19 protein-coding genes and 1 tRNA gene are annotated in these 19,948 nt (G+C 70.1%); 7 read left to right on the forward strand and 13 right to left on the reverse strand.

Annotated elements, in window-relative coordinates:
* Window positions 1-25: 25 nt before the first annotated feature.
* The 8 genes from GJ743_RS18435 to GJ743_RS18470 all read right to left on the reverse strand — a co-directional run bounded on the left by GJ743_RS18435 (window position 26) and on the right by GJ743_RS18470 (window position 6,757).
* Window positions 26-1,354, reverse strand: coding sequence for an L-fuconate dehydratase (locus GJ743_RS18435; protein WP_155053370.1), 1,329 nt, complete (start codon window positions 1,352-1,354; stop codon window positions 26-28).
* Between the two features lie 237 nt (window positions 1,355-1,591).
* The gene (locus tag GJ743_RS18440) at window positions 1,592-2,614 is read right to left on the reverse strand and encodes a LacI family DNA-binding transcriptional regulator (protein ID WP_155053371.1); all 1,023 of its coding nucleotides are present in this window, start codon (window positions 2,612-2,614) and stop codon (window positions 1,592-1,594) included.
* A gap of 4 nt (window positions 2,615-2,618) precedes the next feature.
* Complete coding sequence (locus GJ743_RS18445) at window positions 2,619-3,086, reverse strand: MaoC family dehydratase (protein ID WP_155053372.1); 468 nt, start codon at window positions 3,084-3,086, stop codon at window positions 2,619-2,621.
* Between the two features lies 1 nt (window position 3,087).
* A complete protein-coding gene (locus GJ743_RS18450; RefSeq protein ID WP_155053373.1) occupies window positions 3,088-4,218 on the reverse strand; it encodes an extracellular solute-binding protein in 1,131 nt (376 codons plus the stop codon).
* Window positions 4,215-5,384 carry a CaiB/BaiF CoA transferase family protein gene (locus GJ743_RS18455; protein ID WP_155053374.1) on the reverse strand — a complete coding sequence of 390 codons (1,170 nt, stop codon included), beginning with the start codon at window positions 5,382-5,384 and terminating at the stop codon, window positions 4,215-4,217. Before GJ743_RS18455 ends, GJ743_RS18450 begins: the two co-directional genes overlap by 4 nt.
* 315 nt (window positions 5,385-5,699) lie before the next feature.
* Window positions 5,700-5,784: transfer RNA gene (locus GJ743_RS18460), tRNA-Tyr, on the reverse strand.
* Window positions 5,785-5,904: 120 nt separating this feature from the next.
* The gene (locus GJ743_RS20320) at window positions 5,905-6,582 is read right to left on the reverse strand and encodes a PH domain-containing protein (protein ID WP_328289340.1); all 678 of its coding nucleotides are present in this window, start codon (window positions 6,580-6,582) and stop codon (window positions 5,905-5,907) included.
* A gap of 10 nt (window positions 6,583-6,592) precedes the next feature.
* Window positions 6,593-6,757: a hypothetical protein gene (locus GJ743_RS18470; protein WP_230386917.1), complete on the reverse strand. Its 165-nt coding sequence runs from the start codon at window positions 6,755-6,757 to the stop codon at window positions 6,593-6,595.
* A gap of 177 nt (window positions 6,758-6,934) precedes the next feature.
* Between GJ743_RS18470 and GJ743_RS18475 the strand changes: the two genes are divergently transcribed.
* Window positions 6,935-7,954: a LacI family DNA-binding transcriptional regulator gene (locus GJ743_RS18475; protein ID WP_155053376.1), complete on the forward strand. Its 1,020-nt coding sequence runs from the start codon at window positions 6,935-6,937 to the stop codon at window positions 7,952-7,954.
* Window positions 7,955-7,976: 22 nt separating this feature from the next.
* Here GJ743_RS18475 and GJ743_RS18480 read toward each other — a convergent pair whose 3' ends face one another.
* Window positions 7,977-9,200 carry an ROK family transcriptional regulator gene (locus GJ743_RS18480; protein ID WP_196217063.1) on the reverse strand — a complete coding sequence of 408 codons (1,224 nt, stop codon included), beginning with the start codon at window positions 9,198-9,200 and terminating at the stop codon, window positions 7,977-7,979.
* Window positions 9,201-9,318: 118 nt separating this feature from the next.
* Here GJ743_RS18480 and GJ743_RS18485 point away from each other — a divergent pair, with 118 nt between their 5' ends.
* The 6 genes from GJ743_RS18485 (at window position 9,319) to GJ743_RS18510 (ending at window position 17,255) form a co-directional block, all read left to right on the forward strand.
* Window positions 9,319-11,463 (forward strand): alpha-galactosidase, encoded by a 2,145-nt coding sequence (locus GJ743_RS18485; RefSeq protein WP_155053378.1) that lies wholly within the window; start codon window positions 9,319-9,321, stop codon window positions 11,461-11,463.
* Window positions 11,464-11,555: 92 nt separating this feature from the next.
* Window positions 11,556-12,881: an ABC transporter substrate-binding protein gene (locus GJ743_RS18490; RefSeq protein ID WP_155053379.1), complete on the forward strand. Its 1,326-nt coding sequence runs from the start codon at window positions 11,556-11,558 to the stop codon at window positions 12,879-12,881.
* Window positions 12,882-12,883: 2 nt separating this feature from the next.
* Window positions 12,884-13,822, forward strand: coding sequence for a carbohydrate ABC transporter permease (locus GJ743_RS18495; RefSeq protein ID WP_155053380.1), 939 nt, complete (start codon window positions 12,884-12,886; stop codon window positions 13,820-13,822).
* A complete protein-coding gene (locus GJ743_RS18500; RefSeq protein ID WP_155053381.1) occupies window positions 13,822-14,757 on the forward strand; it encodes a carbohydrate ABC transporter permease in 936 nt (311 codons plus the stop codon). The genes GJ743_RS18495 and GJ743_RS18500 overlap by 1 nt, the downstream gene beginning before the upstream one ends.
* 112 nt (window positions 14,758-14,869) lie before the next feature.
* On the forward strand, window positions 14,870-16,642 hold the full coding sequence (locus GJ743_RS18505) for a glycoside hydrolase family 13 protein (protein WP_155053382.1): 1,773 nt from the start codon (window positions 14,870-14,872) through the stop codon (window positions 16,640-16,642).
* 124 nt (window positions 16,643-16,766) lie between these two features.
* Window positions 16,767-17,255 carry a YajQ family cyclic di-GMP-binding protein gene (locus tag GJ743_RS18510; RefSeq protein WP_155053383.1) on the forward strand — a complete coding sequence of 163 codons (489 nt, stop codon included), beginning with the start codon at window positions 16,767-16,769 and terminating at the stop codon, window positions 17,253-17,255.
* Window positions 17,256-17,303: 48 nt separating this feature from the next.
* Here GJ743_RS18510 and GJ743_RS18515 read toward each other — a convergent pair whose 3' ends face one another.
* The 4 genes from GJ743_RS18515 to GJ743_RS18530 all read right to left on the reverse strand — a co-directional run bounded on the left by GJ743_RS18515 (window position 17,304) and on the right by GJ743_RS18530 (window position 19,941).
* Window positions 17,304-17,603 (reverse strand): HigA family addiction module antitoxin, encoded by a 300-nt coding sequence (locus GJ743_RS18515; RefSeq protein ID WP_155053384.1) that lies wholly within the window; start codon window positions 17,601-17,603, stop codon window positions 17,304-17,306.
* A gap of 12 nt (window positions 17,604-17,615) precedes the next feature.
* Entirely contained in the window at window positions 17,616-17,897 is a 282-nt protein-coding gene (locus GJ743_RS18520; protein WP_328289341.1) for a type II toxin-antitoxin system RelE/ParE family toxin, read from the reverse strand.
* Window positions 17,898-17,973: 76 nt separating this feature from the next.
* Window positions 17,974-19,029 (reverse strand): alpha/beta hydrolase, encoded by a 1,056-nt coding sequence (locus tag GJ743_RS18525; protein ID WP_155053386.1) that lies wholly within the window; start codon window positions 19,027-19,029, stop codon window positions 17,974-17,976.
* A gap of 42 nt (window positions 19,030-19,071) precedes the next feature.
* Window positions 19,072-19,941, reverse strand: coding sequence for a type II secretion system F family protein (locus GJ743_RS18530; protein ID WP_155053387.1), 870 nt, complete (start codon window positions 19,939-19,941; stop codon window positions 19,072-19,074).
* Window positions 19,942-19,948: the final 7 nt, after the last annotated feature.

The following is a 19,948-nucleotide window of genomic DNA, read 5'->3' on the forward strand; positions in this document are numbered from 1 at the left end:
GCCGTCGGCGGCGCGCGCTGCGCCCCTACGCCGCGGGCCGCGACACCGGCGCCGTCGGGTTCGCCCAGTACTCCCCGTCGGGGAAGGCGTACTGCGCGACGGACGCCTCGTGCATCTCGGCGCTGTATCCGGGCTGCGACGGCATCGTGTAGTGGCCGTTCTCGACGATGCACGGGTCGACGAAGTGCTCGTGCAGGTGGTCGACGAACTCCGTCACCCGGTTCTCGAGCGTGCCGGAGACGCACACGTAGTCGAAGATCGACAGGTGCTGCACGAGCTCGCACAGGCCGACGCCCCCGGCGTGCGGGCACACGGGCACGCCGAACTTCTGCGCCATCAGGTACACCGCGAGGATCTCGTTGACGCTCGCCAGGCGCGCCGAATCGAGTTGGCAGTAGTCGATCGCGCCGGCCTGGAACATCTGCTTGAAGAGCACCCGGTTCATGCCGTGCTCACCCGTGGCGACGCCGATCGGCGCGACCGCCTTCCGCACCGCCGCATGGCCGAGCACGTCGTCGGGGCTCGTCGGCTCCTCGATCCACATGGGCTCGAACTCGGCGAGCCGGCCCACCCACTCGATGGCCTGGGGGACGTCCCACACCTGGTTCGCGTCGATCATGAGGTTCGCGTCCCAGCCGATCACCTCGCGCGCGATGCGCAGGCGGCGGATGTCGTCCTCGACGTCCGACCCGACCTTGAGCTTCACGTGCCGATAGCCCTCATCGACCGCCTCCTGCAGCAGTCGTCGCAGCTTGTCGTCCGAGTAGCCGAGCCACCCGGCGCTCGTCGTGTAGCAGGGGTACCCGCCGCGGGACTCGAGGTCGGCGATGCGCTCGGCCCGGGTCGGCGCCTTCTCGGCGAGGATCGCGATGGCCTCGTCGCGCGTGAGGGCGTCGGAGAGGTAGCGGAGGTCCGCGGCGTCGACGAGCTGCTCGGGGCTCATCTCGGCGAGCAGGCGCCAGAGCGGCTTCCGTGCCACACGGGCCGCGAGGTCCCACATCGCGTTCATGACGGCAGCCATGGCGAGGTGGACGACGCCCTTCTCGGGGCCGAGCCAGCGCAGCTGCGAGTCGGACGACAGTTCGCGGTACACCGCACCGAGGTCCGCCACGGACTCCTCGACCGATCGTCCGACGAGCGGCAGCCCGCGCTGACGGGCCGCCTCGACGCACAGGTCGTTGCCGCGGCCGATCGTGAAGGTGAATCCGTAGCCGTGCACGTCGGGATCGTCGGTGTGGATCACCACGTAGGCGGCGGAGTAGTCGCCGTCCTTGTTCATGGCGTCGGACCCGTCCATGCTCAGCGAGGTCGGGAACCGGACGTCGTGCGCGGTCACGGCGGTGATGGTGGTCATGTCGTGGGCTTCCTGGGACTGCCGCGCGACGGGCGAGATCGCTGCACCGAGGGCGGGGACGGACGTGTGTGAGGTCGTTCGAATCGCCGACCGACGTACGGGGAACCGCGCCTCTTCGCGAGGGACCGCATCCGCGCCGTTCGACGATTCCCCACTCTAGCCGATTCATTGGATGAATTCATCGATTTTCTCGGCAGCACGAGAGAATCAGACCGGATGGTCGCGAATAGATCAGTCCTATCGGCGAGCGGCCGTCGGCTCGGCCGTGGACTCGCGCACGATGAGCTCGGGGGCGGGCTCGCGCACCACGTGGTCGGCGAGGTCGCCCGTCTCGATCCGCTTCAGGATCGCCTGCACGGCCTGCCGTCCCAGCTCCGCGAGGGGCATGCGGACGGTCGTGAGCGGCGGCCAGGCATTCGCGGCCGTCCACGCGTCGTGCATCGCCACGATCGACAGGTCGTGCGGGACGCCGAGCCCGAGGCGCCGCGCCTCCAGCAGGGCACCGTGCGCCGCGTTCACGTTCGCGACGACGATCGCCGTCGGCGACTCGTCGAGTCCGGCGAGGAGCGCCATCGCCGCTCCGCCCTGCTTCGGCTCGTATCCGAGCCGTGTCACGAGACCCTCCGCGACCTCCAGCCCCGCGTCCGCCATCGCCGCACGGAACCCCGCCTCGCGGCGCTGGCCCGAGTCGGAGCGCGGAAGCCCGCCGACGAATCCGATGCGCCGGTGCCCGAGCCCGATCAGGTGCTCGGTCGCGATCCGGATGCCGCGACCGTCGTCGAGGGTCACCGAGCCCACGTGGTCGGGGTGCACGGAGTTGATGAAGATGATCGGCAACGGCGCCGCGAGGAGGATCCTCAGGTCCTCGGCCCGCATGGCGTCGCCCACCTGCAGCAACACCCCGTCCACGCGGCCCTCGCCGATGAGCCGCGGGATGGTGTCCTCGCCCTCGGGCATGCCCTCGGTGCGCGCGATGAGCACCATGTTCCCGTGTGCGAGCGCCTCCTCCTCGACCCCGCGCATCAACTCGGCGAAGATCGCGTTCGTCACGTCGGGCACGACGAGGCCGATCACGTTGGTGCGCGAGGACTTCAGCGCGCGTGCGGCGAAGTTCGGTCGGTAGTCGAGTTCGCGGGCCGCGTCGTGGATCCGCTGTCTCGTCGCGGCACTCACGCGGGCGCTCGGCGCGTCGCTCAGGACGCGCGAGACGGCCGAGACCGAGACTCCCGCGCGGGCGGCGACGTCGCTCAGGGTGGCCATGCGCTCAGTGTAGGGACTCGACCGCGGCGCGACGGTTCACGAGGTAGAGGTGCGTCAGCACCAGGACCGTCTCGCCGCGCTGGTTCACGACCGTCACGAGCTCGTGCACGTACCCGTACTGGTCGGGTCGCTTCGCGTGGCCGGCCTTGTCGGTGATCTCGGCCGTCACCGTGATCGTGTCGCCGATGAACACCGGGCGGATGAACCGGATGCGGTCGTACCCGTAGCTCATCGACTGCGGATTGATTTCGCCGGCCGTCATGCCCACCGCGACCGACAGGATGAGCGTGCCGTGGGCGATCCGCTGTCCGGCCGGCTGCGTCGCCATCCACTCCGCGTCCATGTGGTGCGGGAAGAAGTCGCCCGTCTGGCCCGCGTGCAGCACGATGTCGGCCTCGGTGATCGTGCGGCCGACGGTCTCGCGCCGCTCGCCGATCTCGATGTCCTCGAACCAGCGGTCGATCGTCTGCATGTCAGTCCTCCAGGTGGCGCTCGGTCGCCTCGTCGAGTCGCGCGATGAGCTCGTCGTCGGTCAGCCGCCCCGCGAGGGCGGCGGTGATGAGTGGTCCGATCTCGTTCTGCAGATCGGGGTAGTCGGGATGCCGCGGGCGCACGTAGGCGGATTCGAGCGTCGCCCTCGTGCCGCGGAAGAAGTCGAGCGCGAGCTCGTTCGTCCGGTCGGACTCCCAGGCCACGGCGTTGCCCGGCTGCCCGCCGCCGTCGAAGTAGACGCCCTCCTGCACCGCGGCCGAGTCGAGCCAGAACGCGTGCGCGATCGCCGCTTCCGGATGCCGCGTGTGCGCCGACACCGCGATGCCGGCGCCGCCGAGCAGCGAGCCTCGGACCCCGGCCGATCCTGCTGGGATGTCGACGTACGCGAGGCGATGCTCACGGAAGCCGGCGCGCGAGTAGTTCGTGTAGCCGAAGAGCAACGGACTGTACGCGAACCGGTCGCCCTCGGCGAGCCGGTCGGCGACGTCGATCGGGTTGAGCCCGAGGTTGTCGTCGGGCGTCAGCTCCGCCAGCCGTCGCATGATCCCGAGCACCTCGAGCGCGGCATCGCGCCGGAGGAACACGCCGGGTTCGCGCATGGGCTCGGAGCCGTGGCTGGCCGCGATGGTCACGAGGCTCGAGAACGCGTCGACCGGCTTCGCCGGCCAGAGCACGCGGCCCTCCGCGGCGAGCGCGAGCACCTCATCCCACGTTCGCGGAGGCGCGTCGAGCAGGTCCGGCCGCCATGCGGCGACCTGCGCCGCGGCATCCGTCGCCAGGCCCCACTGCCGCCCCCGGTGCTGGTACGACGCGTGCGACGCGCCGACCGACTGCGTCGCGAGCACGGCGAGCTCGTCGTCGTGGCCCTGCCCGTCGAGCGGCAGCAGCAGTCCGCGCTCGGCGGCGAACGGGATGTGCGGGTGGTCGATGACGAGCAGGTCGTGCCCCTCGACGAGTTCGTCGAGGCCCTGGTCGCCGAAGGCCAGGAGAGAGCGGTACTCCCAGACCACCTCGACGTCAGGGGCGACCGCACGGTACGCCTCGGCCGCGGCGGCGACGCTGCCGTACCCGCGCTCGTGCTCCCAGGTGATGCCGCGGAGCACCGTGGTCATGCCGACACCTCCACGGGCGGGAACTCGGCCCGGACCCGTGCGTCGTCCTCGCCGAGCCTCGGCGCGGCCTTCGGGCTGGTGAGCACCTCGCCGTCGATGCGGATCGGACCTCGCGTCGTGGACAGGGTGGTGTCACCGCGGCGCACCTGCTGCGTCATCCGGATGGCGGCGAAGCCGTCGGACTCGAGGAGCTCGTCGAGCGTCAGCACCGGCGCGCACCACACGTCGGCGGCGTCGAGGACGTCGAGCCAGGACTGCGTGGTGCCGGTCGCGAACCGCTCGGCGAGCACGGCCTCGATCCACTCCTGGCGGTCCCAGGCCTCCTGCGGATCGACCATGGCCGCGAGTTCGGGGAGGTCGAGGAGCTCGCCGATCTTCGGGATGGGGTTCATCGCGAGCGCGATGTAGCCGTCGGCGGTCGGATACGTCCCGTAGGGCGCCGCGAGGAACGCGTGCGCCGAGTGCGGGCCCCCTCGCTGCACGCTGATGGTCTCGTCGTTCAGCCGCGTGCTGAGCAGCTCGAACTGCAGGTCGAGCATCGACTCGAGCAGGCTCGACTCGGCATGGCCGCCTTCTCCCGTGCGGAATCGGCGCACGAGCAGCGCGGTGACGCCCTGCGCGATGTGGCAGCTGAGCAGGTGGTCGGCGATCGAGAGACCAACGGGCACGGGACCGTCGTCGTGGCCGCCGCTCAGCCAGGGCAGGCCCGAGATCGACTGCGCGAGGAGGTCCTGACCCGGGCGGTCCTTCCACGGCCCCTCGGTGCCGTAGCCGGTGGCGCTCGCGTAGACGATCGACGGGTTGATCTCCCGCACCGACGCGTAGTCCAGTCCGATCCGCTCCATGACACCGGGCCGGAAGTTCTGGATGACGACATCCGCCCGCGCGACGAGCTGCTTGACGTAGGCCAGGTCGACCGGGGACTTGAGGTCGGCGGTGATCGACTCCTTATTCCGGTTCATGGCGTGGAAGGAGACGGTGTCGCCATCGGCCGTGCGCCCGGCGAACGCGAGGGTCCTGCCGATGTCGCCCGTGCCGGGACGCTCGATCTTGATCACGCGCGCGCCGAGGTCGGCGAGCCGCATCGCGGCGACCGGTCCGGCGAGGAACTGGCTGAAGTCCAGCACGAGGATGCCGTCGAGCGGCAGGGGCTTCGTTGCGTTCATGCAGGTGCCTTCGAGGTGTCGTCGCCCGACGGAGGCCGACGCGGCGATGCGTCGGGCCGTGGGGCGCAGTGGTGATCAATCGTTTGATTGCTCAATCGTTTGATCAGAGTAGACGATCGTGCGGCCGCACCGCAACCGGTTTCGCGGCGCGGCACTCGCGTGCCGGCGGTCGCCAGCGGCCGGAGTCCGGTACATGAGATTCCGTGCGCCGCCTACCCTGGGCGCCCCACCGAGCGGGATCTCATTGCATCACGCGGCGATCCGCGGCATCCGCCCCGGAAACGGAAGAAGCCCCGGCGAACCGGGGCTTCCAGATGGTGGCGAGTGAGGGATTCGAACCCCCGAAGTCGTAGACAGCTGATTTACAGTCAGATCCCTTTGGCCGCTTGGGTAACTCGCCGAACGCCCGACCACGTTCTTCACATGACCGGGGGCCACACAAGGATACCCGCGGCGGGCCGATGCGTGAAATCGAGGCGAACAGCGGGCCCAGCGACCCCGGCGGGGCAACCCCGCGGTCTCAGAGCCGCTGGATCGGGACCGTGTCGTTGGGGCCGAGGCCGTCGGGTCGTTCGGCGGCTCCGGAACCGTCGCGCGGTACCGCGCCCGTCGCCGACGCGGCCTGCGAACCGGTCGCCGCGGCGGACCCGCCCGGGCCCAGTGGCACCCCCGTCGCCCGGTTCACCGGACCGCGCAGACCGGCCCGCGCGATGACTCGCTGGATCGTGAGGTCGCGCTCGTTCGGCGAGCCCACGAAGCGGATCTCGTTGAGCCCCTGCCGCTGCGCGGCCGATTCGAAGATGATGTGGCCGAAGCCGAAGATGCGGCCGACGACGGGCCGGTGCACCGAGATGTCGAGGATCCGCGAGAGGGGCATGGTCGCGATGTTCTGGCTGAGGATGCCGTGGACCCGGAACACGCGCATGTTCGTGATCACGAACCGGTCCATCTGGGCCTGCAGGATCCGCCACAGGCAGTAGCAGGCGAGCCCGATCGCGAGCACCGCGGGCAGCCACCACGCTTGCGGCGGCACGACGAACGCGAGCAGCAGCAGCGGTACGGATGCCACGAGCCCGAGCACCGGCGTCACGATCGCCGCCCAGTGCTTCGCGACCTCGTCGACGACGACCTCGCCCTCGTCGGCGATGAGGAACCGCTCGACGTGGGGGTCGAAGATGCTGCGGGCGTCGGAGCTCACGGGGACTCCGTCAGGATGCGAGCGAGGTGAAGAACCGGCCGACCGCCTCGGCGGCACCCCAGACGGCGGCGAACGCGCCCTGGACGGCGTTCGCGGCATCCTCGGGCCGGGTGATCGTGTAGAACAGGGCGAACCCGACGACGAGCCCGATGGCGATGCGCTTGACCCACTTCACGGCGGTGTTCCCTTCGAGTAGAGGTGGGTATGGGCAAGCCAGGCCCCCCGAAGGCCCGCCCCGGACCCGCTCTTTTCTACCGCACGCCGGGGAGGGCCTCAACGCGCCACTCCGCGCGGCGATAGGATCGGCTGGCCCGGTCCGCGTTCCCGGCGGACGGCGTCAGGCGAGGAATCCATGGTCGGCATCGAAGAGGTGGCCAAGCTCGCGGGGGTCTCCACCGCGACGGTCTCGCGCGCCCTGAGCGGCCGCGGCCACGTCTCCCCGGCGTCGAAGGCGAAGGTGGTGGATGCCGCGGCGCAGCTCGGCTACGTCGTCTCGTCGAACGCGTCGAGCCTCGCGTCCGGGCGCACGCGCAACGTCGGCGTGGTGATCCCGTTCCTCAACCGGTGGTTCTTCGCGTCGGTGCTCGAGGGTGCGCAGCAGGCGCTGCTCCGGCACGGCTACGACGTGACGCTGTACAACCTGTCGGGCGACGGCCGCGAGCGTTCGAGCGTGTTCGAGCACTTCCTGCTGCGGCAGCGCGTCGACGCGGTCGTGGCGGTCTCGCTCGAGCTCACCGAGCACGAGGTGCAGCGCCTGCACGACCTCGGCAAGCCGCTCGTCGGCGTCGGCGGTCCGATCCCGGGCGTCCGCACGCTGACGATCGACGACGCGGCGGTGGCCAGGCTCGCGACCGAGCACCTCATCGCGCTCGGGCACCGCCGCATCGCCCACATCGGCGGCGACCTCGAGTTCGACCTCGACTTCCACCTGCCGACGAACCGCCGCCTCGGGTACGAGGCCGCACTGCGCGACGCCGGCGTCGAGCCCGACCCCCGCATCTTCGCGCCCGCCGACTTCACGATCCAGGGCGGCTACCACGCGGCGAAGCAGCTGCTCGGCGTGCCGCACGACCGGCCGACGGCGATCTTCGCCGCGTCCGACGAGATGGCGATCGGCTCGATCCTCGCGGCGCGCGACCTCGGCATGGTCGTGCCGCGCGACGTGTCGATCATCGGCATCGACGACTACGACCTCTCCGAGTTCTTCGGCCTCTCGACGGTGGCGCAGTTCCCGCGCGGCCAGGGCGAGAAGGCGGTCGACATCCTGATGGAGCAGCTCGAGCCCGGTCCGGATGCCGCGCCGCCGGCCGCGACTCCCCTGCCGTTCGAGCTGCGCGTGCGCTCCTCCACGGCGGTCCCGCCGGAGCGCTGACCCGCGGTGCGCCGAGCGCGCGTCAGGCGGGCAGGCGCAGGCGTGCCAGCGACGCCTGGATGGCGACGGCCGCCGCACCGCGGGCCCACGAGCTGAAGCCGGCCGAGTCGACGAACACCTCCACCGGGGTCGCCTCGGGGTCGCGGTCCGCGGCGAGCGCGGCGAGCGCCGTGTCGCCGGCGACCTCCCAGAGCCCGACGCCCTCGCCCGAGAGCACGATCGACTCGACCATCGTGAGGTTCGCGATGTACCCCATCATGCGGCCGAGCGCGCGGCCCGCGGCATCCGTCACCGATCGGGCGGCCGGATGCCCCGCCGCCGACAGTTCGAGGACCTCGTCGTAGCCCACCTCGCGTCCGAGCGCGATGCCGACCTGCGCGCAGATGCTCGGGATCGCGAGCATGGCGGTCGAGCATCCGCGGTGGCCGTCGAGGCACGGCGGTCCGCTGGGGTCGAGCGGCAGGTGGCCGCCGAGGCCGAGGCCCGTGTCGGGGGTCGTGACGACGCGGTCGTGCATGACGAGCCCGTAGCCGACGCCCGCGCCGACCGTCACGACGGCGAACGCGTCGTGCGCCCGGGCCGGGCCGAACCACTGCTCCGCGGTCGTCAGGGCGGTCACGTCGTTCTCGAGGTCGACCGGCACGCCGAGCCGCGCCTCGAGCAGGTCGGCGAGCGGCACGTCGCGCCAACCGAGGAACGGGGCGCGCGTCACGACCCGCTGGCCGGTGACGTTGCCGCCGATGCTGAGGCCGATGCCGCCGAGGTCGGAGAGGTCGCCCGGGGCAGTAGGGCCGGCGACGTCGGATGCCGCGGCGCTCGCCGCCGCGTCCATAGGGCCGGCACTGGCGCTACCGGCCGCCCCCACGAGCTCCCCCACCAGCCCCACGATCACGTCGACGACCGCGTCGACGTCGTGCCCGTCCAGCTCGCGCGACGCCTGCGCGACCGCGGTCGCGCGCAGGTCGGTGAGCGCACCATACGCCGCCTCGCCCGTGACCTTGATGCCGATGAACCACTGCGCGTCGACCCGCACGTCGAGCGGCCGCGCCGGCCGTCCGGTCGCGCCCTGCACGGCCTCGACGGCCTCGACGAAGAGCCCTCGGTCGAGGAACGGCTTCGACAGTCGCGTGAGGCTCGCGGGCGAGAGTCCGAGCCGGCGGCCGAGCTCGGCGCGCGAGATCGGGCCGTGGATGAGCACCTCGCGGGCCAGTTCGCGCGCGGAGTCGCCGAGTTCGAGCTGGGTCATCCGCGCCTCCTTCACCACGATTCGTTCCATGATGACACGAACCGGAGCCATTCGACCCACTTCGAGCAATCGGATCGCAGGCATTGACATCACGTTATTTTCGTCGTAGAAATTACTCATGCTCCGATCAGCGCCGATCCATCTCCGCAACGGCGGCACCAGCGTGGTCCTCGACCCCACCCGCGCGGCCCTCCCGACGATCGTCCACTGGGGCGCCGACCTCGGCGCGGTCACCGGCGACGACCTCGAGGCGATGGCTCTCGCGGCGCTCCCCCAGCGCGTCTCGGGCAACCTCGACCGCCCGGCACCTCTCACGCTCATCCCGCAGGAGTCGGCGGGCTGGCTCGGCACCCCCGGCCTCACCGGGCACCGCGGCGGCCGCGAGTTCTCGACGCGGCTCGCGACCGAGGCGATCGACGTCGACCTCGACGACGCGTCCGCCGTGATCAGGGCGACGGATGCCTCGGCCCGCCTCGCCGCGACGATCGAGCTGCGCGTGACCGACTCGGGCCTCCTCCGCCAGCGCATCACGCTCGAGAACCTCTCCCCCGAGCCGTACGCGCTCACCGCGCTCGCGCCGACCTTCCCGCTCCCGCAGTCCGCCGACGAGCTCCTCGACACGACGGGCCGCCACCTCCGCGAGCGCAGCCCGCAGCGGCACTCCTTCACGATCGGCACGCACCTCCGCGAGAGCCGGCGCGGCCGCCCGGGCTCCGACGCGAGCCTCCTGCTCGCCGCCGGCCGCACGGGCTTCGGCTTCGAGCGCGGGCTCGTGCACGCCGTCCACACCGCGTGGAGCGGCAACCACCGCCTGCTCGCCGAGCGCACCCCGACCGGCGACGCGTTCCTCACCGCCGGCGAGTTGCTCGCCCCCGGCGAGGTCGAGCTCACCGAGGGCGAGTCGTACACGACGCCCTGGGCGATCGGGTCGTGGGGCGACGGCCTGAACGAGCTGTCGAAGCGGTTCCACGACGAGCTCCGCGCCCGGCCGCAGCATCCGCGCCGCCCTCGCCCGGTGACGCTCAACACGTGGGAGGCCGTCTACTTCGACCACGACCTCGACACCCTGACGGCCCTCGCCGAGCGGGCCGCGCGCGTCGGCGTCGAGCGATTCGTGCTCGACGACGGCTGGTTCCGCGGCCGCCGCGACGACACCGCCGGGCTCGGCGACTGGACCGTCGACGAGGGCGTCTGGCCCGACGGGCTCGGGCCGCTCATCGAGCGCGTGCGCGGGCTGGGAATGGAGTTCGGCCTCTGGGTCGAGCCCGAGATGGTGAACCTCGACAGCGACCTCGCGCGCGAGCACCCCGACTGGATCCTCCGCGGCCGCGACGAGCTGCCCGTGCCCGCCCGGCAGCAGCACGTGCTCGACCTCGCGAACCCCGACGCGTGGGAGTACCTGCTCGACCGGCTCGACGCGCTGCTCGCCGAGTACGACATCGCGTACCTCAAGTGGGACCACAACCGCGACCTGCTCGAGGCCGGCGCCGCCGACACCGGGCGGCCGCGCGTGCACGAGAACGTCCTGGCGCTCTACCGCCTGCTCGCGGCGCTGAAGCGCCGCCACCCGGGCCTCGAGATCGAGTCGTGCGCATCGGGCGGTTCCCGCGTCGACCTCGGAATCCTCGAGCACACCGACCGCATCTGGACCTCCGACACGCTCGACCCGATCGAGCGCCTGCAGATCCAGAAGTACACCGGTCTCCTCGTGCCGACCGAGCTCATGGGCGCGCACCTGACGAGCCCCGAGGTCCACTCCACCGGACGCTCGGTGAGCCTCGACCTCAGCGCCGGCGTCGCGATGCTCGGCCACTTCGGCATCGAGTGGAACCTCACGAACCTCGACGACGCCGGCCTCGACGCCGTCGCCGCGTGGGTCGCACTGCACACGCGCCACCGCGACCTCATCCACTCTGGCGTGCTCGTGCACGGTGACGTGACGGATGCCGCGACCGACGTCCGCGGCGTGGTCGCACGCGACGCGGCATCCGCCCTCTTCACGTTCACGCAGGTGACCACCGGCGTGACCCTCCCGCCCGGCCGGTTCACGCTGCCGGGCCTCGACCCCGACCGCCGCTACACCGTGCGCGTCGCCGCAGGCAGCCCGGCGGCGGGCCCCGGCCAGTCGCCGCTGCCGTGGGCCGAGCAGCCGATCACGCTGACCGGCCGCCAGCTCGGCACCGTGGGCCTCCAGGCCCCGGTGCTGTTCCCCGCGCAGCTCGTGCTGCTCGAACTCACCTCCCCGTTCCCGCTGGTCGGGTAGGACGCGAAGCGCCCGTACCGAGACCGGGTCTCGATACGCGCTTCGCGCTACTCGACCACCATTTCCGACCACCTCGCGCAAGGAGGCGCATGATGACCGACCACCCCACCCGCCGGCAGCCGCATCGGAGACGACGCGCCCGCCGCCGAGCGCTCGCCGCGGCATCCGTCGCCCTCGCCATGGCCGCGAGCCTCGGCCTCGCCGGCTGCGCGAGCGGCAGCGGCGACGACCGCGTGAAGCTCGACTTCTTCCAGTTCAAGGGCGAGGCCCTCGAGGACTTCGAGCAGATCATCGCCGACTTCGAAGCCGAGAACCCCGACATCGACGTCGTGCAGAACCAGGTCGCCGACGCCGACACGCTGATCCGCACGCTGCTCGTCAAGGACCGCACGCCCGACGTGATCACCCTCAACGCGAACGGCAACTTCGGCCGGCTCGCGCAGGCGGGCGTCTTCCACGACTTCACGGGCGACCCGGTGCTCGACACCATCAACCCGGCTGTGCAGGAGATCCTCGCCGACCTCGGCACGTACGGCGACGAGGTCAACGGCCTCGGCTACGTCAACAACGCCAACGGCATCATCTACAACCGCGACATCTTCGAGGAGCAGGGGCTCGAGGTGCCCGAGACCTTCGACGAGCTGATCGCGGTGTGCGATGCGTTGGCGGATGCCGGCATCACGCCGTTCTACGGCACGCTCGCGGATTCGTGGACCGTGCTCCCGTCGTGGAACGCGCTCGGCGCGTACCCCGCGCAGGGCGACTTCTTCGACGAGATGCGCGCCGAGGGCGAGGACGTCGGCCCCGACTCCCCCGTGTCGTTCGAGAAGGACTTCCCGACCGCCATGGAGCAGCAGGCCGAGCTCTACTCGTACGCGCAGGAGGGCTACCGCGGCCGCACCTACGACGACGGCAACGCCGCGTTCGCGAACGGCGAGGCCGCGATGCTCATGCAGGGCATCTGGGCGGTGAATCCGATCCTCGGCATCGACCCCGACGTGAACCTCGGCATCTTCCCGTACCCGGGAACCGACGACCCCGACGACCGCCTGCTCGTCTCGGGCGTCGACGTCGTCGTGACCATGGGCAAGGACGGCCCGCACCAGGAGGAGGCGCAGCGGTTCATCGACTACCTCTTCGAGCCCGAGGTGATCGAGGCGTTCGCGGCGTCGCAGAACATGGTGCCCTCCGTCGAAGGTGCCGAGCTCAGCGACTCGGCGGCGATCCAGTCGGTCGCGCCGTGGTTCGAGGAGGGCCGGATCACGGGCTTCATCGACCACCAGGTCCCGCCCGGCATCCCGCTGGATGCCACGGTGCAGGAGGCCCTCTTCACCGGCGATCCGCAGTCCGCGCTCGCCACCCTCGACCGCGAGTGGGCGAAGGTCGCCGCTCGCACGATCCCCGTGACGGGAGAGTGATCATGTCCACGCTGACCCAAGCGGTGCGCACGTCTTCGACGGGCGGCACCAAGCGGGGCCGGGCGACGCGCAACCGCGTCGAGACCCGCCGCGCGATGCCCGCGTTCTACTGGATGGTGTGGCCCGCCGTGATCGCGTTCGCCGCGTTCCACACCCTCCCCGTGCTCATCGGCATCTTCTTCAGCTTCACGAACTACGCGGGCTACGGCGCGTGGAACTTCGTGGGCCTGTCGAACTACGCCAACCTGTTCCGCGACGACCGCGTGCTCGCGGCGTACGGCTTCTCGTTCCTGTTCGCGATCGTCGCGACGATCCTCACCAACGTGATCTCGCTCGCGATCGCGCTCGGGCTGAACGCGAAGATCGTCGGCCGGAACTTCTTCCGCGGCGTCTACTTCGTGCCGTACGTGCTCGCGATCCTGGTCATCGGCTACGTGTTCCAGTTCTTCTTCTCGAACTCGCTGCCGAAGATCCTCTCGGGCATCCCCCTGTTCCGCGACAACATCCTGACGAGCCCCGACTGGGCGTGGACGGCGATCGTCGTACTCGCCGTGTGGCAGGCCTGCGCGTTCGCGATCATCATCTACCTCTCGGGGCTGCAGACGATCCCGGGCGAGCTCTACGAGGCCGCGTCGCTCGACGGCGCCGGCGCGTGGCGCCAGTTCCGCTCGATCACGTTCCCGCTCATCGGCGCGTTCTTCACGATCAACGTCGTGCTGAGCCTGAAGGGCTTCCTGCAGGTGTTCGACCCGATCGTCTCGCTGACGAACGGCGGCCCGGGCACCTCGACCGAGTCGGTGACACTGCTCATCTTCCGGGGCGGCTTCTCGGGCGGCGAGTTCGCCTACCAGACGGCCAACGCGGTGATCTTCTTCATCGTGATCACGGTCGTCTCCCTCTTCCAGTTCCGGGTCCTTCAGCGCAGAGAGGCCGATTTCTGATGACCACCGCAACCACCACCCTGGCGCAGGCCGAGGAGGCCGTGCCCACGGGCGCCACCGACGCCGTCGGCGGCGGACGACGCCCCCGCCGCGGCCGCGGCCGCGAGACCGACGACACCCGCCGCATCAACTGGTGGGCGACCGCCCTCATCGCGGTGTGCTCGCTGACCATCATCATCCCGCTCTACCTCGCGGTCGTCGTCGCCCTCAAGACACCGGACCAGCTGGTGTCGGGCACCGGCTTCGAGTGGCCGAACCCCGTCAACTGGAGCAACTTCGCCGAGGCATGGGAGCGCACGAGCTTCCCGCAGGCGCTCACGAACACCGCCCTCATCACGGTCGGCTCGGTCGTGTTCACGCTGCTGACGAGCTCGATCGTCGCGTACGCGCTGGCCCGCAACATCCACCGGCCGTTCTTCAAGGGCGTGTTCTTCTACCTGCTCGCGGCCCTCTTCATCCCGTTCCCGATCATCATGCTGCCGCTCGTGAAGCAGACCGCGATCCTCGGCCTCGACAACCAGGCCGGCATGATCGTGCTCTACACGATCTACGGGCTCTCGCTGAACGTGTTCATCTACACGGCCTACATCCGCTCGATCCCGATCGAGCTCGAGGAGGCGGCGCGCGTCGACGGCGCCTCGACCTGGCGCGTGTTCTGGCAGGTGATATTCCCGCTGCTGACCCCGATGAACGCGACGGTCGGCATCCTCACCTGCGTGTGGGCGTGGAACGACTTCATCATGCCGCTCGTCGTGCTGACCGACCCGGCCGCGCGCACCCTGCCGCTCGCGCAGTACGTGTTCCAGGGCCAGTTCAACACCGAGTACACGACGGCGTTCGCGTCGTACCTCATGGCGATGGCGCCGCTGCTGGTCGTGTACATCTTCAGCCAGCGCTGGGTGATCTCCGGCGTGACCCGAGGCTCGATCAAGTAATGTGCGCGGATGCCGCGGGGCGGGCGCCCCACCGCCGGTCGAGGAGCGCGAAGCGCGTCTCGAGACCCGTCCCGCGGCATCCGTTCGATCTCTTCGAAAGGAACCACCACCGATGACCGACGCCCGGACCTCGACGACCGACGCGCCTGCTGCGGCCGCTGACGCCGCACCCGCGCCCGCTGCCGCCGACGCCACGCCCGCGCCCGCCGCCCTCGCCGACGCCACCGTGCTCGCCGCCGACCCTGACTGGTGGCGCCAGGCCGCGGTCTACCAGATCTACCCGCGCAGCTTCGCCGACGCGAACGGCGACGGCATCGGCGACCTGAAGGGCATCACGTTGCGCGTGCCGTACCTCGTCGAGCTCGGCGTCGACGCGGTGTGGCTCTCGCCCTTCTACCCGTCGGCGCTCGCCGACGGCGGGTACGACGTCGACGACTACCGGAACGTCGACCCGAAGCTCGGCACGCTCGCCGACTTCGACGAGCTGATCGCGGCGCTGCACGCCGCCGGCATCCGCCTCATCGCCGACATCGTGCCGAACCACTCGTCGAACCGGCACGAATGGTTCCGCGAGGCGCTCGCGTCGCCGCGCGGGTCGGCTGCGCGCGAGCGCTACATCTTCCGCGACGGCGAGGGGCCGGATGGCTCGGAGCCGCCGAGCGACTGGCAGTCGATCTTCGGCGGCTCGGCGTGGGAGCCCGTGGGCGACGGCCAGTTCTACCTGCACCTGTTCGCGCCCGAGCAGCCCGACCTGAACTGGGCGAACCGCGAGGTGCGCGACGACTTCCTGCGCACGCTGCGCTTCTGGTCCGACCGCGGGGTCGACGGCTTCCGCGTGGACGTCGCGCACGCCCTCGCGAAGGACCTCACCTACCCGCTGCGCTCGCACGCCGAGCTCGAGGCGACGAAGCTCGCGACCGACGGCTCGCACCCGCTCTGGGATCGCGAGGAGCTCGACGAGATCTACGCCGAGTGGCGTGCGGTGTTCGACGAGTACGACCCGCCGCGCATCGCGGTCGCCGAGGCGTGGGTCGCGCCGACCCGCCGTCACCGGTACGCGGCGCCGACGAGCCTCGGCCAGGCGTTCAACTTCGACCTGCTGCGCGCGAACTTCTCGGCCGCGGAGTTCCACGAGATCGTCGACCGCAACATGGCCTTCGCCGGCGAGACGGGCTCGTCGAACACGTGGGTGTTCTCGAACCACGATGTCGTTCGGCACGCGACGCGGTACGGCCTTCCCGACGATGGCACGTTCGAGTACGACCTCGGCAAGGCGTGGCTGCTCTCGGGTGGGGTCGAGCCTGCGGTCGACGCGGCTCGCGGCCTCCGGCGAGCGCGCGCGGCGACGCTCTTCCTGCTGGCGCTGCCCGGCAGCGCGTACCTGTACCAGGGCGAGGAGCTCGGGCTGCCCGAGGTCGCCGAGATCCCCGACGCGTCCCGCCAGGACCCGACGTTCTTCCGCAACGCCGGCGTCGAGGTCGGCCGCGACGGATGCCGCGTGCCCCTGCCCTGGGACGCCGACGCGCCGTCGTTCGGCTTCGGGCCCGCCGGCTCGGATGCCTCGCACCTGCCGCAGCCCGCCTGGTTCGGGTCGTACGCGGTCTCGGCGCAGGACTCCGACCCGGCCTCGACGCTCTCGATGTACCGAAGCGCGCTCGCGATGCGGCACCAGCTGCAAGGTGCAGAGAAGCTCGCGTGGATCGCGCTCGACGAGCCATCCGTTCTCGCCTTCCAGCGCCCGACCGGATGGACCGTGGTGACGAACTTCAGCACGACCCCGTTCGCGCTGCCCGCCGGGCTCGCCGGCCTCGAGGTGCTCCTCTCCAGTGCCCCGCGCCCCGACAAGGCGACGATCCCCGGCGAGACGACCCTCTGGCTCCGCTGAGGGCGCCCCCGCCACCCATCGAGATTCGACATGTGAGCGCCGGCTCACATGTCGAATCCGACGTGCAACCTCCGCCGACACGCGAGCCGTGGCATCCTCTCACCCCCTCGCTAGACTGGCCCGCATGGCTGATTCGACGTTCGACATCGTGAGCAAGGTCGACAAGATGGAGGCGGAGAACGCCGTCAACCAGGCCCGCAAGGAGGTCGAGCAGCGCTACGACTTCAAGGGCGTGGGGGCGTCGGTCGAGTGGTCGGGCGAGAAGATCCTGCTGAAGGCATCGACCGACGAGCGCGTGAAGGCGGTGCTCGACGTGGTGCAGTCGAAGTTCATCAAGCGCGGCATCTCGCTGAAGTCGCTCGACTCGGGCGAGCCCTACCCGTCGGGCAAGGAGTTCCGCATCGAGATCGCCCTGAAGAACGGCATCGACCAGGAGCATGCGAAGAAGATCGGCAAGCTGATCCGCGACGAGGCGCCGAAGACGGTGAAGTCGCAGATCCAGGGCGACGAACTCCGCGTCTCGTCGAAGAGCCGCGACGACCTGCAGGAGACCATCCGCCTGCTGAAGGCCGCCGACCTCGACGTCGACCTGCAGTTCGTCAACTTCCGCTGACGCGCGCTTCCCGGTTCGAGGGCGAGCGGATGCCGCGCTACGGCGTCTTCACGCGCTGGCGACGAGCGGCGTGATCGCGTCCAGTTCGCTCTGATGCGCCGCTCGCTCGACGTCGAGGTCGTATCGATTCTGGAGGTTGAGCCAGAACCGTTCGCTCGTCCCGAGCGCGCGCGAGAGCCTCAGCGCTGTGTCGGGCGTGATGGCCCGCTTGCCGTGGACGATCTCGTTGATCCGCCGCGGCGGAACTCCGACGGTGAGCGCGAGACGGTACTGGCTGATCCCGAGCGGCTCGAGGAACTCCTCGAGCAGGATCTCTCCTGGGTGGATGGGGTCGTGTGCGGTCGTCATCACATCACCTCCTCAGTGGTAGTCGACGATCTCGACGTCCTCGGCTCCCGTCGAGGTCCAACGGAAGCAGATCCGGTATTGGTCGTTCACTCGTATGCTGTGTTGTCCGGCACGATCTCCGCGGAGCGCCTCAAGGCGATTTCCCGGTGGCACGCGGAGGTCATTCAGTTCATCGGCTGCCTCGATCAGGAGGAGTTTCCGATGTGCCATCCGCTGCAGATCGTGGCCGAACCTCGCCACTCGCTCGCGGTCGAACACCTTCCGGGTCGCGTCATCTGCGAACGAACGGATCACACCACCGATAGTAACGCGCCGCGCTAATATCGCCAAGCGTTATTACTCCGTCAGCGTGACAGCGGGTCTGCCTCATTCACGACCGCGGCGCGTACCCCTCCAACCACCGCGTCACCGCCGCATACGCCGCCGCCCGCGCCGGCTCCCGCGACAGGAACACGTCGTGCAGCGCCCCGTCGATGCGCGCGACCGTGACGTTCGGCCCGAGCTTCAGCGACTGGCGCGCGATCTCGTCGACGACGAGCACGATGTCCGACGTGAGCATCGCGTCATCCCACGTCGCCTGCAGCACCGACCGCGCCGACACGAGGGTCAGCACGGGCGCCCCCACGTCGATGCCGGCGGCGACGGTCGCGTGCCCGGCGAGGATCGCGGTCAGCCAGGCCGGATGCGTGCGGAACCCGCGGTCGGGCCGCCACGCGTGGTCGTACTCCCACTCCCCGTCGAGCTCCTTCGCGACCGACCGCGTGTAGAACCCGAGGTCGACGTTCGGCAGCGGCCCCATGGGGTCGAGCCGCGCGCGGAACCCGATCATCGGCTGGATCGCCTGCCGCCCGATCCCGCTCAGCTGGAACTCCAGCCACGGACTGTTCAGCACGAGCGCCGCCGCCCGCCCGGCATTGCGCGCCGCCCACAGGCTGAGCGTGAGCCCGCCCGTCGAGTGCCCGACGAGAATCAACGGCCGAGCGGATGCCTCCGGCCCACCCTCGCGCGTGATGACGCCGAGCGCGGCCTCAATGTCCTCGTCGTACACGGCCAGGTCGGTCATGTACCCGGGCGTCTGCCACTCCCGCAGGCTCCGCCCGTACTTCCGCAGGTCGAGCGCGTAGAACCGCGCCCCCGCATCGCTCCAGAACCGCGCCAGCTCGGGATTGAAGAAGTAGTCGCTCCACCCGTGCACGAACAGCACATCGCACCGCGATGCCGCTGGCCGCCGCTCCGGCTCCTCCTCGCGTTCCCACGGCCAGCGCCACCGGCGCCGAGCGAATGCCGCGGCCTCGCCACTTGCGCCTGCGGTGTGCCGCACGAGCGTCGCGACGACCTCACCTTCGTCGTCGTCTTCGATCGTCAGCGTCAGCTGATCGAATCCGGGCCCGAGCACATCGGGTCGCCACTCGGTTGCATCCCCCATGCAAACCCCCTCAGGGGCAGCCTACGGAACGAAGTGGACTGGTCAGGAGAAGGCGTCGATGAGACCTAGGACCGCTGGGAACAGGAGAACGATGAACAGGACCGGGAGGATCGCGAACACGAGCGGGAAGACGACCTTGATCGGCACCTTCATGGCCGATTCTTCGGCGCGCTGGCGCCGCCGGATCCGCATTTCGCCAGCCTGCACGCGAAGGACGTCCGCGATCGCAATACCGTAGCGATCGGCCTGCTGTACCGCACGGATAAACCGCTTGAGGTCGTCGCAATCGGTGCGTGCCAGGAGAGCGGAATATGCGTCCGTGCGTGAGCGGCCGATCGACATGTCTTGGAGAGTCCGGATCAGTTCCTCCGCGAGCGGACCGCGGCCACCCTGAGCGGCTCTGGCCATCGCGCCCTCGAATCCCAAACCGGCCTCGACCGCGATCGTCATCTGGTCGAGCGTGTCAGGGAGCGCAAGCAGGATGGCCTTCTGCCGGTCGTCCGCGCGGCTCGTCACGATGACTTCCGGCAGCAAGAAGAACAGCACTGCGAAAAGCAACCCAATGATCTTTCCGACCAGGTTCGGTGCTGCAAGGAGGCTCGTCAGCCCGATGAGAAACGCCACAATGGAGACAACCACGCGGATCACCAGAAAGCCTCCGACAGACCATCGGCCGGCCATCCCTGCGTGGATGATCTTGCGCTGGACCCAGCCGACATACCCGGCAGGCATGACTGCCCGCAGCGTCTCCGCAAACGTCCGGCGTTCGACGCGCTGGAGCTCGGCCTCGCTTGCAGGTGCCACCACCGCTACAACATCAGACTTGACGGGTATCGCGCGAACAACGAGGTAGACCAGCACGCCGATGCCGAGCGAGACCGCAGTGATGGCGAGGATCGGAAGGAGTGTCATCGCATTG

It is taken from the genome of Agromyces bracchium, from assembly GCF_009709675.1.
GTDB classification, from domain to species: Bacteria; Actinomycetota; Actinomycetes; order Actinomycetales; family Microbacteriaceae; genus Agromyces; species Agromyces bracchium.